The sequence below is a fragment of the Leptospira ellinghausenii genome (assembly GCF_003114815.1).
GTDB lineage: Bacteria > Spirochaetota > Leptospiria > Leptospirales > Leptospiraceae > Leptospira_A > Leptospira_A ellinghausenii.
This window is the reverse complement of record NZ_BFAZ01000002.1, coordinates 291057-304404: the sequence shown is the minus strand read 5'-3', so window position 1 is coordinate 304404 and position 13348 is coordinate 291057. Positions and strand designations below refer to the sequence as shown.

The following is a 13348-nucleotide window of genomic DNA, read 5'->3' as shown; positions in this document are numbered from 1 at the left end:
TAAAGTGTTCTAACATTTTAGCATTCAAAGCCACAAGGAAAAAATAAAACATGAAGTCTCTTTTTTATATTCTTTTCTTGGGATTGATCATAACAACGCAATCAAGTATCATTGCGGAAACAAAAGAAAAGGAAGAGACCGTTTCTAAGGATCCAACCTCTCTGTATCCCGCAAAAACATTGGAAACGACACAAGGCCAACAAACAGCGCCAGGTGAAATCAGTTTCCGATTGACTGGGATGTTAAAAACAGATTTTGCCTATGCCAATCATTCTGTTTTATCATTTGGTTTCGATAATTTAGTTGGTCCCACAGTTGCCAAAAGACAAGTGCAAGCAAGAGACAATGAGCCACGTTCGGGGATTTACCCTACCAGTTCTTTACTCGGCACGGAGATTAGTTATGGCGCAAAAGCAAAAGCAATCTTTGAAGCCGATTTTGTGGATGTATCTAAAAGCAGTGTTGGTGCAGAAACAAAACCTAGGGTCAGACAAATGTATTTCCAATACAATCCCAGTTCCAACTTACAATTTTTTTTAGGGAGAACATGGGATATGTTTGCAGGAGTTTTCCCTCAATCATTTAATGCAAGTGCGTTTATGTCAGCCTCTGGTAATATTGGTTGGCAAAGAGAACAAATTGGACTTTGGTACAAATTTGGTGAATTCAAGTTAGGTTCTGCCATTGGGACAACAGGTTTTCATAATGATCCAAATGTAAAAACCAATATTGAAAGGAATACAATGCCAACCATAACGGTTCGATTGGATTGGATTCCCTCCACCAATTTACTTTTCACTACATCTGCGATTGGCACCAAACTGAAAGTAAGTGATCCCAAAACAGATTCGTCAAGAGATGGTTTGCCACTTTATCCAGACCAAACATTTGATCCGAACCCTTCTCTCACCAAAACCATCGCCAATCAGAATTCTAACCAAAGAACTACACTTGATTCCGGAGGAGTATCCTTTGGATTTGTTTGGAAACAAGGGAAATTTGAATCTCGAGGTGAAATCACTTACGGGACTAACATAACATCGATTACATCAGGTGGAATTGCACCGTTCCAATCCACCACGTATGGTGAAACCTTTTCGGACAGTAACCTTGGCTTTTTATCAGGTGGAGTTGCCAATGATGCCAAATCAAATACCAAAAGAAAATTTGAATCACCCAAAGAAGTCAGTGGATTTCTCAGTTTGAATTATGATTTCACAAAACAGTTTTGTTTTGGTCTCCATGCGGGTATTTCTAAAATTACAAATACAGAAATGCTTGTGGGTGCTGATTTTAATTCCCTACCAACAAGTCGATCCGATCAGTTTCAATGGACCTCTAATCCCAAAATTATGGGTTCCATCCGGGAAAATTTGAATTATGGATTTCGAATGAATTATGATCCAGAAGAAAGGATTCGTTTTTTCTTACAAACTGATGTATTTCGCACCTACTACAAAGATATAGATCGTTATTCAGGTGTCTCTGCTCATATCGGTAGTTATGATCCCATTTCGCAAACAGGAGAACTACGGGACCCAGGGAACCAGTCTAGCAGACCTAGTGCTGTTTCAGAATCAATCATGATCCGCTTAGGTGGATTATTTCGATTTGATACTTGAGTTTTTGTGATCTAACCATTTGAAAAGCATTTGTTTTAAATTTTCCTTATGAATTGGTTTACTCAAATAATCATTCATTCCCACTTCAAAACATTTTTCTTTTTCACCGGCAATGATTCCCGCTGTTACGGCAATGATAGGTATTTCTTTCCCCTTATGCATTTTCCGAATTTCGATTGTAGCATCATAACCATTTTTAATCGGCATTTGGATGTCCATTAGGATCAAATTGGGAGATTCTTTTTGAAAGACATTGATTGCTTCCTCTCCATTTTCTGCTTCGAGAATTACAGCATCGTCTATGATCCGTTTGATGAAATTTTTCATCAAACCCATATTCACTGCATTATCTTCTACCACCAAAATTTTTATGGTACGTTCCTTTGTATTGGAATCTGAAAATCCTTTCGATTCAATTGTTGTTACAATCGATTCAGTTTGTAAAATTGGATCATGTTCTGGAATACGAAAAGGGATCTCAAAATAAAATTCACTACCTTCTCCGACTTCACTTTTCAACTTTAAATTTGATTTCATCAAACTTAAAAGTTGCCTACAAATTGCAAGACCAAGACCAGTCCCACCAAACTTTCGTGTTGTGGAAAAATCTTCTTGTGTAAACGAATCAAAAATTTTCTTTTGGTTTTCTTTTGCGATTCCAATCCCTGTATCTTTTACAGAAATTCTAATTTTAACTTCATTTTCTTCACTTGTATCCAAATGTACAAGCCTACATTCGATAAAACCTTTTTCGGTAAATTTAATTGCATTTCCAATTAAATTCAAAAGAACCTGCCGCAATCGATTGGAATCAAACATTAAAGTTTGCGGAATATTTTCATCAATAAACAATCGGATATCCAAACCTTTTATAATTGCTTGGATATCCATAATTTTGATCGCTTCTAAAACTAACTTTTTTAAGTCATTGGCCTCTTCAGCTAATTGTAATTTCCCTGCTTCAGCCTTTGAAAAATCTAATATATCATTTACGATATTCAAAAGAGTATGTGCTGATTGTTTTACGATTTGTGCGTATTCATTGAATGAAGTATCAACCAAAGTTTCTGCAAGTAAATCCGAATAACCTATAATTCCATTCAGAGGCGTGCGAATCTCATGGCTCATATTCGCCAAAAATTCAGATTTGGCGTTGTAAGCATTTTCAGCCAATTCCTTTGCATGTTTTAACTCAAGTTTGGTTTCATAGGATTCAGTAATATCTCTTGTGAACATCAAAATACCACCAATTCCACCCGAAAGTAAACTCCAAGGCCGAATTTCCCATTGGATCACTTGGTCTTTTTCCCAACCAGGTGGCCGCCAAATATCTTCATCCCTTTTTAAAATCTCACCTTTTAAACCGCGAGAATGGATATTTTTCCATTCTTCTCCAATATTGGGAAAAATTTCATAATGGCATTTACCAATGATCTCTTCTTTTGAGAAAGGGATTTTATAATCATCAATCCATCTTTGGCTGAGAGCAACATAACGCATCTCTTGGTCGAGCATTGCAACGGCTGCAGGAGCGTGTTCGACAAATGACCATAGAATTGCTGCTTGTGATGCCAGAGCCATTTCCCATTTTTTTCTTTCGTTGATGTCTTGGATGATACCATAGATTTTTACAACTCGGTTATCTTCATATTCTGCTCGACCAATGGTTCTAACCCATGTTTGGTTACCTTTAGCCGTCACCATTTCCAACTCTAAATCATATTCTTTACCTGTTTCCAAAAGTTCTTGTACAGCATTTGTGATTTTATTTCGACTTTCTTCGCTATGATAAAATTGTAATCCTGTTTCAACACTTGGTATATAGTCATCACTGACTTCGTGGATTCGTTTTGTTACATTGGTCCAATTGGCTTGGTTAGTTTTTAAATCTAAATCCCAACCTCCAATTTTTGCTAAATTTGCCATCTGGTCTAACAAACGTGAGATGGATCGAAGTTCCATTTCGGATTGGATAGAATCTGTGATGTTTAAAATTTGTGCCAAATAATAGATAGGATTTCCTAAATGATCACGAATGATGGATTTATTAAGTATTGCCCAAATGGTTTGGTTGTCTTTCGTTAGGTAACGTTTTTTAATTTGGAAACTTGGTATGAGCCCTCTATTTAATTTTTCTAAGTATGCTAATTCCAATTCAAGATCATCGGGATGTGTGAATTCCGATAAAGTTTTTTCTTTTAACTCCTCCGCTTGGTAACCAAGCCATTCGCAAAAAATAGGATTCACTTCAATCATCTCTCCGTGCGGATTTGAGATATCCATTCCAATATTCGAATACCGAAAGGAAGATATAAATAAATCTCTAGAAATTTCTAAGGATTGCAAAATGGGAGGTAATACTTTTTCTTTTCCTTCTGAAAAAGAATCCAAGGCCAGTAAGATAAATTTTCTACCCAATTCATTGAATTCTTTTGTATGGAATCGAAATGGAAAACCAGCACTATTACTGGGATCAAAACAAATTCTACCTAAAATGGAATCGGTAGTTGTTTTTTCGGATTGTATCTTACTACCAGAGTGGGTTAAAATACATTCTTCCGGGAATGGTTGGTCGATGGTGAGCCCCATGGATTTTGTTGCCACTGGACTTGGGTACACAATGCCTACACTTGTATCCCATACTAAATATCCGAACGAAGCTTTCTCAAATACAAATTCACATAACTCGGGTTTGTTTGCGATGAATTTGACTGGATTGATCATAATTTATCTATAGAACTTCATTTCTTAAAAATGACAATAAAGAGTCCACGCAGATCACCTATTTGGTAATTGGTTGCCAAATCTTTTGGGTAAAGTTTGTTTAGGGTCGTTTTGGTTTCGGTTGTCATTTCTTCTTTTTTTCCATGGCAGGGAACACAGTGTCCCATAAATGGAATGGGAACATACACTGTCACATTATCATCAGACGAAAAAACTCGATTTGGAAATACACCTTCACTTGATTTCTGCTTTTGGATTTCCTGAAACACCATCATCTCTTCGGGGGAAAGAAGGTTATTCTCATTACGAGGTTTATCCGTCACACGTTTTAAGGTTACATTGTTTGCCTGTCCCATTTTAGCGGTGAAACCCAAAGCATTTTGTTGGCAAAAAGGAATGGCAGATGTAGTCCCTCCTTCAGACATAGCAGCCGAAAGTTTTTTTTGTAAATTGGATTTTGCTTTGTTCGTAATTTGAATTGCCAATGATTCATAATTGATAGTTTCTTTTTGGCAATAGTAAATAGGAATTGAGAAGAGAAGAAAAACTAACACTTTCCATTTGATCTGATTCATCGGCATTTCCTTAGGTATTTAATTCGATTTGAAGATTGGTAAGTTCACAATGAATTCCGTTTTCCCTGGATGGGACACAAATGATATGGTTCCATTTTGTTCCGTAATAATTGTTTTACAAATATATAAACCAAGTCCAATGCCTTCCCCCTTCTCCTTGGTTGTAAAAAATGGTTGGAAGATATGTTTTTGTAAGTCGATTGGAATTCCGATCCCATTATCGATGATTTTGATTTCAATCCTTTCCGAATTATCAGAGGATACTTTCACTTTAATTTCCCCCGTTTTTGGTTCTGTGGCTTGAATGGCATTAAAAATCAAATGGGACCAAACTAATTTTAGCGATGTTTCATTTACGTACGTAGAAAGTTGGTCATCAATTTCTGTGACAAGTGACCGGTTGATTTCCCAATACTGGTTGTATAAAATGAGAATGTCACGAATTCCACTCCCAATTCTAACAATTGATTTTTCTTTGTCTGCAAATGGTTTTGAAAATTGTTGGAAAGTTGAGATTACTTTTTCCGTCCGATCAATTGCGTTTGAAATCAGTAAACTCGCATTTTCCATCGTTTTATATTTTAACCATAAAAAGATAAAATCCCATGTGGATTTGTCATCTACAGAAATCCCTTCAAAACTTTTGTAATCAATACCAAGTTCAATACAACGATCTGCAAAATAAAATCGATCATGGCGTTCCAGAAAAGCAAAGAGTTCGAGGATTAAATCCAATTCCTCCCTTTTTTCTTTTTTTGTTCGGTATTTCCAACGAATTTGTTTTTCCTTTTCATACCATAGAGGATCTTTGTTTGTTAGATAATTTTGTTCTTCGCTCAACAAATAAGAAACCATAGATTTGATCCCAGCAAGTGGATTTTTGATTTCGTGAGCAACATTAGATGCAAGAGACCCAAGAGTGACAAGCCTATCATTCTGTATCAAACTGGTTTCTCTTTCGTTTAATTCTTCTGATAATCTTTGGTTATTATTTTCTAATATATCTAACAAAAAGGAAACGAGTTTTACAATACATATTGTTTTCGCAAGAAGTAAAACAACTTTGAGTATCTCTAAAAGGAAAATGATTCGATTGGGTCCTTGTGGAGTGAGTTGGTAACCAAAATCAATTTCAGCTCCTCCTAAATTTGCTATGTACATTCCCCCAAGGTAACCTACTATCACAACTCCACCCATCACGGCAGAAAAGGTTCTGTGTAAAAAAAAAGCGATGTAGAGTTGGTAGATGAAAAACAATGTAAAAAATATTGAGTTTTGGATGGGTAATGCCTTTAAACCCTGAGGATGCATTGATATCGAAACATAAAAACCTAAAAGCAAAACTAAGTAATCCACAAGCAAAAAGAACATTACAAGTGAATTGGAAATTTTATTGGACAAATCTTTTTGTATGAATTTTTTCCCTAGATAGGAACTGCTAAAAAAATAAAATGTAAATGCGATTGTGATTGGAAATGGAGGTTTTCCAAAATTCAAAAAGGAGGCAAACACACCAAGCCAGGCGATCACCATTCGTATTGAAATCAAAATCAAAAGACTCTTTGACTTCATTTGGCTCGCAAACTGCGCAAGTAAGTTGGATGAGGTGACCATAAGTTTTTGGTCTGATCATTGGAAAGATTGATTAAATAAAATCAAGCATTTCTCTTGCAGAGCCGTTTGACACATGAGGATTGTCCTAAAATCTTGGATTAGGTTCCCATATATGAAACAAACAAAAATTGCAATCATAGGTGCAGGTGGGCTTACAGGCAAAGAGTTGGTTGGATTACTAGCTCACCACCCACATTTCCAAGTCGTTCATATTACTTCCAACCAAGTGGATGGGAAACACATCCGTGAGGTGTTTCCAGACCTTTCCCACTTACCTGACTTAAGGTTCCAAAAACATGAGGCAACCATTCCTGAGGATGCTCATATTGTCCTTGCAACTCCCAATGAAGTTTCTTTAGAAAAGGCACCTGAGTTTTTAATGCAAGGAAAGAAGGTTATCGACTTATCGGGAACATTTCGACTCCACGACCAAAACCAATTTGAATCAGCATACAAATTCAAACACACAAAGTTTGAATGGATGGACAAGGTTGTATTTGGACTTCCCGAATTATTCCGTGAGAAAATTAAAAATGCCAACTTTATTTCCAACCCAGGTTGTTTCGCTACTTCAGCCATACTTCCCATTGCGATTTTAGGAAATCTTAGAAAAAAAATCCAAGGTCCTGTCATTGTTGACGCAAAGTCTGGTGTGAGTGGTGCTGGAGGAAGGACTGAAGAAATTAAATATGCATACACTCATGTTTATGAAAATTTCAGAGCCTATAAAGTATTAAGCCACCAACATGAACCAGAAATGGAAGAATATTCTTTTGTTGGATCAGATCCTAAAAAAATCCATTTCACTCCTCACCTACTCCCTGTTTACCGAGGAATATTGGCAACAATTTATATCACATTCGAAAACCCAGTTGATCCCAAAGAAGTAAAAGAAAAAATCCAATCGGTAGCAGAAAAAGAAACCTTCATTCGTTTTTACGAAACTCCAGAAGAAATTGAAATCAGAAAGGTGCAAAACACAAACTTCTTAGACATTGGATTCACCACAAAAGGGAATACGTTAGTACTTGTAACGGCACTTGATAATTTAGTCAAAGGAGCTGCAGGACAAGCATTACAAAACCTGAATTTAATGTTTGGTTATTCGGAAACCTTGGGCCTTGTTACCATTTAATCCAGAACAAACACTTGTTACTGGAGCCTTTGAGGGAGAGGTAAATCTATTAAAAAACCATCCCCAATTTCCAAATGTAAAGGTGATGGGAATTGGAAATTTAGAACAGGCTGTCCAATTGTTTGCTTACTTAAACCTAAACCCACAGATTCGAAAGATTGTGTTCTTAGGATCCTGTGGTGTTTACCCGTGGTCTGAAACCAAACCAAATACAATTGTTTCTCCAAACTCTGTTTGTTCGTGGGAACTCGGAGCAAGTTTAGGTTTTGCCAAACAACTTCCGAACACACCAGAAACCTTTCCTCTCCTACGAGATCCCATGTTTGCCAGTGGCATTTGTAATGCCCCCACCTGTATCACACTCCATACAATGGATTCTCCACCTGAGGAAAATTGGAAAACACTTTCGTTTGAAAACCTAGAGTTGTTTGGACTTACAAAAGTAGCAAACGAATTCAAAATCCCTGTCACCGCCTACTTAGCTGTGACAAACACAGTAGGCCCCAAAGGTTCTACCGAATGGGCCAATCAATGGCGAGATCTCTCAAACAAATTACAAGGTTACTTCCTTTCTGCTTAATGAGCCCCAAATAACACAGGTTACATACCAAGTATCGCTTTCACAGCTGGTTCTTCCATCACTCGTTTGATCCAATTTTCTACCGAATCAGGAGTATTTGTATCCATCATTTGGTTGTGTTCAATAAAAGGAGCATAAAGGATTTCCAAAAGTCCAAATTCATTCGAAAACAAATATTGGTCTTTGGAAAGGATGGAATCAATGATCTCCAAATGCCTTCCAATCCGTTTGGAAGAATCCTTCATCCGTTTTGGTTCCCATTTTTCTTCCGGGACAAATTTTTTAGAGAAGTAAACAACGCTATTTGGAAAACAATATTCGGATTCACATTGGTTTACCATCTGGTTTAGCAGGGCTCTTTTATGTAAACCAAGAGGGAAAAGTGGATTCGAAAACTGATGTTTCTCTTCTAAGTAACGTATAATAGCCGAGGATTCAGAAAGTAAAAACTCACCATCTTTTAAAACAGGAACCTTTCCATAAGGATTGATTTGGAGAAATGGTTTTTTCCGATTTTCCAATTTGTCAAGAGCCACGTGGATGGTTTCATATTCCAATTTTCGATACTTCATATAAATATGAACTCGTTTGCTATAAGTGGAATTCGGATGGGAATACAGACTATACATATCTACCTCAATGGTTTCGTTTTAAATGTTTTACGCTAGAAAAAAATATTTTCAATAAGGAAACCAAAAGATCCCTTCTCGTTTTAATTTTTCAATAGCATAACGATCTGTCATACCAGCGATATAATCGCAGATAATTCTCATCCTGCCATCTTCCGCTTCTCTGTTTCGGTAGGATTCAGGGATGGAATCAGGATGTGATTCAAAATGTTTAAAAAGTAAATAAATGATTTCCTTACCCCTTTCACTCATCCTAGAAACTTCAGAATGCCTATACAAATTTTGGAATAAAAAATGTTTGAGTTCGACGAATTCTTTTTGAAACTCTTCTGAAAATTGTACGATTTTGATTTTTTTTGAGTATAATTCAGAAATGGATTCTCTCGTATTTACATCATATTGAATCAATGTTTGGTGAATGGTTTCAATCAAATCAGAAACCATTAGATTCAGTAAAACTCGCCCAATCGACCTAGATATGGAATGGATTTCAGACCCGGATTTTTTTTCAGTTTTAGGCAGACTGTCTTGGATTCGTTTCCAAATGGAAAGTGTTTTCACTTCTTCCAATTGTAATAAACCACTTTCTAATCCATCTTCTAAGTCATGTGCAGAATAGGTAATTTCATCTGAAGAATCGACAATCATTGCTTCTAAAGAGGGACCTTTTTCCCGCCTCACCACAAGTAAGTTAGTTGGTTCGTACCCACCACCATGTTTCATAATGCCTAGTAAAGTTTCTTCGCATAAATTGAGACCTGGAAATTCAGGATACCTCCTCTCCAACTTTTGTACGACCCTAAGTGATTGTTTATTATGTTCAAAACCACCTTTTTCTTTCATGAGTTCTGCGAGAGCATCTTGGCCTGCATGCCCAAAAGGAGAATGACCCAAGTCATGGGCAAGTGCGATGGACTCACTTAAATCTTCATTGAGCCCGAGGACCTTGGAAATCGTTTTTGAAATCCCTGCTACTTCTAAGGTATGAGTCAATCGATTTCGAAAATGATCTCCCTCTGAGTATACAAAGACTTGTGTTTTGTATTCTAAGCGTTTGAACGCATGTGAATGGATGATCCGATCCTTATCTCTTTGGAAAGGCAATCGATACGGATGTTCCGGTTCCACATACGCGCGAGTGCCGGAATGACGACTTTTCACGGCATAGGGTGCAAGGATTTTTTCTTCTTCAAGAAGGAGTTCATTTCTCCCTTTCTTCATAAATCTCTTTCCTTTTTCGGCGAAACCATAAAATCAGTATAAATCCCTCATGGACTTTCTACAAACCCTAGTTACGATTTTTATGCAATACGGTTATTTTGCCGTTTTTGGAATTCTCATCCTTTGCGGATTCGGTCTTCCAGTTCCAGAAGACATTTCACTTACGGCGGGTGGTGTGATATCGGGGCTTGGTTATGCCAATGTTCATATTATGTTTTTTGTGGGTATGGCTGGGGTTCTCATAGGTGATAGTTTTGTTTTTTGGTTGGGAAGCCATTATGGAGAAAGGGCTCTGACCCTACCTGTTTTAAGGACAGTCCTCCATCCAGAACGATTTGATAAAGTCAGAGAACAATTTAAAAAATATGGTCGTTGGGTTGTATTTGTGGGAAGGTTTATGCCTGGACTTAGAATGCCTATATTTTTTACCGCTGGAACCTCCAAACAAATTAGTTTTTTCTTATTCCTCTTAACGGATGGATTTGCTGCACTCATCTCTGTACCGATTTGGGTTTACCTCGGGTATTATTTTGCTCATAATTTTGATGAACTCATGAGTTGGGTTCGCGGGGGCCAAACCATCATTTTAGCATTGGTTGCAATCCTCATTGGCATTCTATTTTTCTACTGGTGGCGGAGGAAACGCCAAGAGGGAAAAGGAGACAAATGAACCTAAAACAGGCGATGTTTGCTTTTTCCCTGATTCTAACCTTAGTTTGGGTCTGGAATTGCACCAATTATTCCACAACTGCTTCTGTCCAAGCACCACCCACTCTCATTTCCATTACAAATAATGGGAATTCCAACTTTACCATCAAAGTGAGAGCCCAAAACCCCGAGTTCATCTTCCAAGGGTATCGGTTGTACCAAGCTGCGACAGAAAGTTTAGCCCAAAATCCAACCGATACAAACCTGGGAACCGACTGCATTTTAGCCCAAGCAACGATTGTCCAACCGATTGAATACACCTTTGAGGTCGATCCGACCACCAAGGCAAATACAGCAGGGGTTTCTTGCCGCATTTTTGCCACATTATCCCCTGGATCGTATATTTCGATGAGAACTCTTGGACTTGCCGTAAACCTACAAAATAGCACAAGTTCCTACCGAGTTTCTCTCCCATCTAACGCGCTTATTGTCCCATAAAATAAAACTTTCTTGCATTTAAGTCAAATGCGTGTATTTTTTTCCGGAATCATGGGATTTCTTTGTGCTTTTTTTAGAATTTTTCTAAATTTTTGCCCCAAATTGTCCCGTTCGTGATACAAATAGAAAGGGAGAAATCCCAAACATTTTTGGAGGATGATGAAAAAATGAACCAAACGAAACATTGGTCAAAAATCGCGCTCGCAACTCTGGTACTCGCTTCAGTCGTTGCATGCGGAAAATCAAGACAATTGAAAATAACGGCTTCGGATGTGACTCGAGCAACCACACCAGCAAAACTTCCAGCTGACATAGAAAAACTTTGGAAGAACCGTCATAACGAACAAGACCTTAGACAAGCACTTGTTAGTTTAGAGAAATTTGCAACTGAGAACCCACAATATGCGGATGTAAAAGTATTATTGTGCCGTGGTAATTATTTGATGGGTGATGGCCATTTATGGCTAAAACTAACTGGCGATGCAGATGAAGATGCAAAGGTAAAAGAAGAATCAATCGCATTTTATGATGCTGCCGTGACTTGGTGTGAAGCAGCACTTGCCATGAATCCAAAATTCAGAGACAAAGTAGTAAAAGAAGGTTTAGAAATCGAAAAGTCTCTTGATGTACTTGGACCAGAAGACATTGATGCTCTCTATTGGAGATATGCATCTCTCGGAAAATGGTCAAGGTTGGTTGGTTTCACTACCCTTCTCAACAACCGATCTAAATTTACTGCTATGGTAAACCGAGTTAAAGAAATTGAAAAAGCAATGGGTAAAGAATATTTTTATTCTGCAACACTCAGATATGATGCAGCAAGTAACGCTCTCTCACCAACAGGTGATAAAAAATTAGCTGATAAATACTTTGAAGAAGCGATTGCAAAACACCCTAATTACTTTGCAGTTCGCGTGCTTTACGCAGAAAGCCGTTTAAAGGGTAACGAAGAGAAATTCAAAAAACAATTAGATTACGTGATCAAAGGGAAAGCAGCTTCTTTACCAGAAATTGAACCTGATCAAATCGTTGAACAACGAAAAGCTAAAAAATTACTCGACGAATTATAATCGATCACTAGGAGAACTAGATGTTTTTAAAGCAGTTAAAATATTTAGTTTGTGTAACTATGGCCCTCACAATCAGTGGGGGTCTTTTTGCCCAAACAACCGTTAAACTAGCGACAGTTGCACCCGAAGGATCACCTTGGGCCAACGAATTAGCTAAAATCAAAAAGAAAATCGAAAGTGAATCTCAAGGACAAATTAAATTTAAAATTTATCCTGGTGGGCAAATGGGTGGAGAAAATGAAATCCTCCAACAAGTGATTCGTGGAAAACTGCAAGGGGCAGGTTTAACAGCTGGAGCTCTTGCAAACACAGTCAAAGAATTAAACGTACTCGAAATTCCATACCTCTTTAATTCTTATGCGCAAGCGGATTGCGTTCTCGACGAACATCTGTTAGAAGATTTTAGAAAACTTTTTGAATCAAAAGGACTTATTTTTGTCACTTGGGCAGAAAATGGATACAGGTCCATTGGAACAAAATCCACTCTCGTGAAAAAACCGGAAGACCTAAAAGGGATCAAAATCAGAATCCAGGAATCTCCTGTTCACATTGCATATTGGAAACAATTAGGTGTGAGTGGAATTCCCATTGCAATCCCAGAAGTTTTACCATCGTTACAAACTGGTGTGGTAGAAGGATTCGACAACACTCCTCTATTCACTCTTGCAGCAGAATGGCAAACAGCGATTAAGTATTTTACATTGACTCGCCATATTTACCAACCTGCAGCGATTCTATACTCAAAAAAGTATTGGGATACACTCAACGACGAACAAAAAAAGACACTGATGGGTGAAGGAAACAAACTCGCTCCAGGTGCAAGACAAGCTGTTCGATCCATCGAAAAGAACATGATTGCTACTTTGAAAAAAGCAGACGTACAAGTTTATGAACCTTCTAGTGCAGAACTAGCAAGTTTCAAAGCAGCTGGAAATGCAGTCGCAGGACAAGTTGTCGGAAAAATTGGTGGTCAATCGAAACAAATTTACGATAAAATCCAAAAAGCGAAAGCAGCTTGTGGTGGTTAGAGTA

General features: G+C 37.6%; 12 protein-coding genes. 7 read left to right on the top strand and 5 right to left on the bottom strand.

Translation table 11 applies throughout. The features are described 5' to 3' along the window. Positions 1-50: 50 nt before the first annotated feature. Positions 51-1622 (top strand): hypothetical protein, encoded by a 1572-nt coding sequence (locus DI076_RS02005; protein ID WP_108958350.1) that lies wholly within the window; start codon positions 51-53, stop codon positions 1620-1622. Here DI076_RS02005 and DI076_RS02000 read toward each other — a convergent pair. From DI076_RS02000 to DI076_RS01990, 3 genes are read right to left on the bottom strand one after another with little or no spacing between them, the layout of a single operon-like run. Then, positions 1602-4346 carry a PAS domain S-box protein gene (locus DI076_RS02000; protein WP_108958349.1) on the bottom strand — a complete coding sequence of 915 codons (2745 nt, stop codon included), beginning with the start codon at positions 4344-4346 and terminating at the stop codon, positions 1602-1604. The genes DI076_RS02005 and DI076_RS02000 overlap by 21 nt on opposite strands. Before the next feature lie 17 nt (positions 4347-4363). Then, a complete protein-coding gene (locus DI076_RS01995) occupies positions 4364-4921 on the bottom strand; it encodes a Tll0287-like domain-containing protein (protein WP_245918205.1) in 558 nt (185 codons plus the stop codon). A gap of 18 nt (positions 4922-4939) precedes the next feature. Continuing rightward, positions 4940-6535, bottom strand: coding sequence for a sensor histidine kinase (locus DI076_RS01990; RefSeq protein ID WP_108958347.1), 1596 nt, complete (start codon positions 6533-6535; stop codon positions 4940-4942). Between the two features lie 112 nt (positions 6536-6647). Between DI076_RS01990 and argC the strand changes: the two genes are divergently transcribed. Continuing rightward, positions 6648-7670, top strand: coding sequence for an N-acetyl-gamma-glutamyl-phosphate reductase (gene argC / locus DI076_RS01985; RefSeq protein ID WP_108958346.1), 1023 nt, complete (start codon positions 6648-6650; stop codon positions 7668-7670). Next, positions 7657-8250, top strand: a complete 594-nt coding sequence (locus DI076_RS01980) for a nucleoside phosphorylase-I family protein (protein WP_108958345.1) — start codon at positions 7657-7659, stop codon at positions 8248-8250. Before argC ends, DI076_RS01980 begins: the two co-directional genes overlap by 14 nt. 20 nt (positions 8251-8270) lie before the next feature. On the opposite strand, the gene DI076_RS01975 is transcribed toward DI076_RS01980, so the two are convergent. Together DI076_RS01975 and DI076_RS01970 are read right to left on the bottom strand one after the other, a co-directional pair. Next, entirely contained in the window at positions 8271-8879 is a 609-nt protein-coding gene (locus tag DI076_RS01975; RefSeq protein WP_108958344.1) for a glutathione S-transferase family protein, read from the bottom strand. 51 nt (positions 8880-8930) lie between these two features. Beyond that, entirely contained in the window at positions 8931-10100 is a 1170-nt protein-coding gene (locus DI076_RS01970) for a deoxyguanosinetriphosphate triphosphohydrolase (protein WP_108958343.1), read from the bottom strand. A 49-nt stretch (positions 10101-10149) separates the two neighbouring features. On the opposite strand from DI076_RS01970, the gene DI076_RS01965 reads away from it, so the two are divergent. From DI076_RS01965 to dctP, 4 genes are all read left to right on the top strand, one after another. Continuing rightward, positions 10150-10770 carry a DedA family protein gene (locus DI076_RS01965; protein WP_108958342.1) on the top strand — a complete coding sequence of 207 codons (621 nt, stop codon included), beginning with the start codon at positions 10150-10152 and terminating at the stop codon, positions 10768-10770. Further along, positions 10767-11246: an LIC11661 family lipoprotein gene (locus DI076_RS01960; RefSeq protein WP_108958341.1), complete on the top strand. Its 480-nt coding sequence runs from the start codon at positions 10767-10769 to the stop codon at positions 11244-11246. Before DI076_RS01965 ends, DI076_RS01960 begins: the two co-directional genes overlap by 4 nt. A 167-nt stretch (positions 11247-11413) precedes the next feature. Further along, the gene (locus DI076_RS01955) at positions 11414-12316 is read left to right on the top strand and encodes a TRAP transporter TatT component family protein (RefSeq protein ID WP_108958418.1); all 903 of its coding nucleotides are present in this window, start codon (positions 11414-11416) and stop codon (positions 12314-12316) included. A 20-nt stretch (positions 12317-12336) separates the two neighbouring features. Next, the gene (dctP, locus tag DI076_RS01950) at positions 12337-13344 is read left to right on the top strand and encodes a TRAP transporter substrate-binding protein DctP (RefSeq protein WP_108958340.1); all 1008 of its coding nucleotides are present in this window, start codon (positions 12337-12339) and stop codon (positions 13342-13344) included. Positions 13345-13348 lie beyond the last annotated feature (4 nt).

What these genes read in the sequence shown, in the direction of transcription:
- DI076_RS02005 (WP_108958350.1), top strand. Translation starts at nt 51, where the DNA reads ATGAAGTCTCTTTTTTATATTCTTTTCTTGGGATTGATCATAACAACG.
- DI076_RS02000 (WP_108958349.1), bottom strand. Translation starts at nt 4,346, where the DNA reads ATGATCAATCCAGTCAAATTCATCGCAAACAAACCCGAGTTATGTGAA.
- DI076_RS01995 (WP_245918205.1), bottom strand. Translation starts at nt 4,921, where the DNA reads ATGAATCAGATCAAATGGAAAGTGTTAGTTTTTCTTCTCTTCTCAATT.
- DI076_RS01990 (WP_108958347.1), bottom strand. Translation starts at nt 6,535, where the DNA reads ATGGTCACCTCATCCAACTTACTTGCGCAGTTTGCGAGCCAAATGAAG.
- argC (WP_108958346.1), top strand. Translation starts at nt 6,648, where the DNA reads ATGAAACAAACAAAAATTGCAATCATAGGTGCAGGTGGGCTTACAGGC.
- DI076_RS01975 (WP_108958344.1), bottom strand. Translation starts at nt 8,879, where the DNA reads ATGTATAGTCTGTATTCCCATCCGAATTCCACTTATAGCAAACGAGTT.
- DI076_RS01970 (WP_108958343.1), bottom strand. Translation starts at nt 10,100, where the DNA reads ATGAAGAAAGGGAGAAATGAACTCCTTCTTGAAGAAGAAAAAATCCTT.
- DI076_RS01965 (WP_108958342.1), top strand. Translation starts at nt 10,150, where the DNA reads ATGGACTTTCTACAAACCCTAGTTACGATTTTTATGCAATACGGTTAT.
- DI076_RS01960 (WP_108958341.1), top strand. Translation starts at nt 10,767, where the DNA reads ATGAACCTAAAACAGGCGATGTTTGCTTTTTCCCTGATTCTAACCTTA.
- DI076_RS01955 (WP_108958418.1), top strand. Translation starts at nt 11,414, where the DNA reads ATGAACCAAACGAAACATTGGTCAAAAATCGCGCTCGCAACTCTGGTA.
- dctP (WP_108958340.1), top strand. Translation starts at nt 12,337, where the DNA reads ATGTTTTTAAAGCAGTTAAAATATTTAGTTTGTGTAACTATGGCCCTC.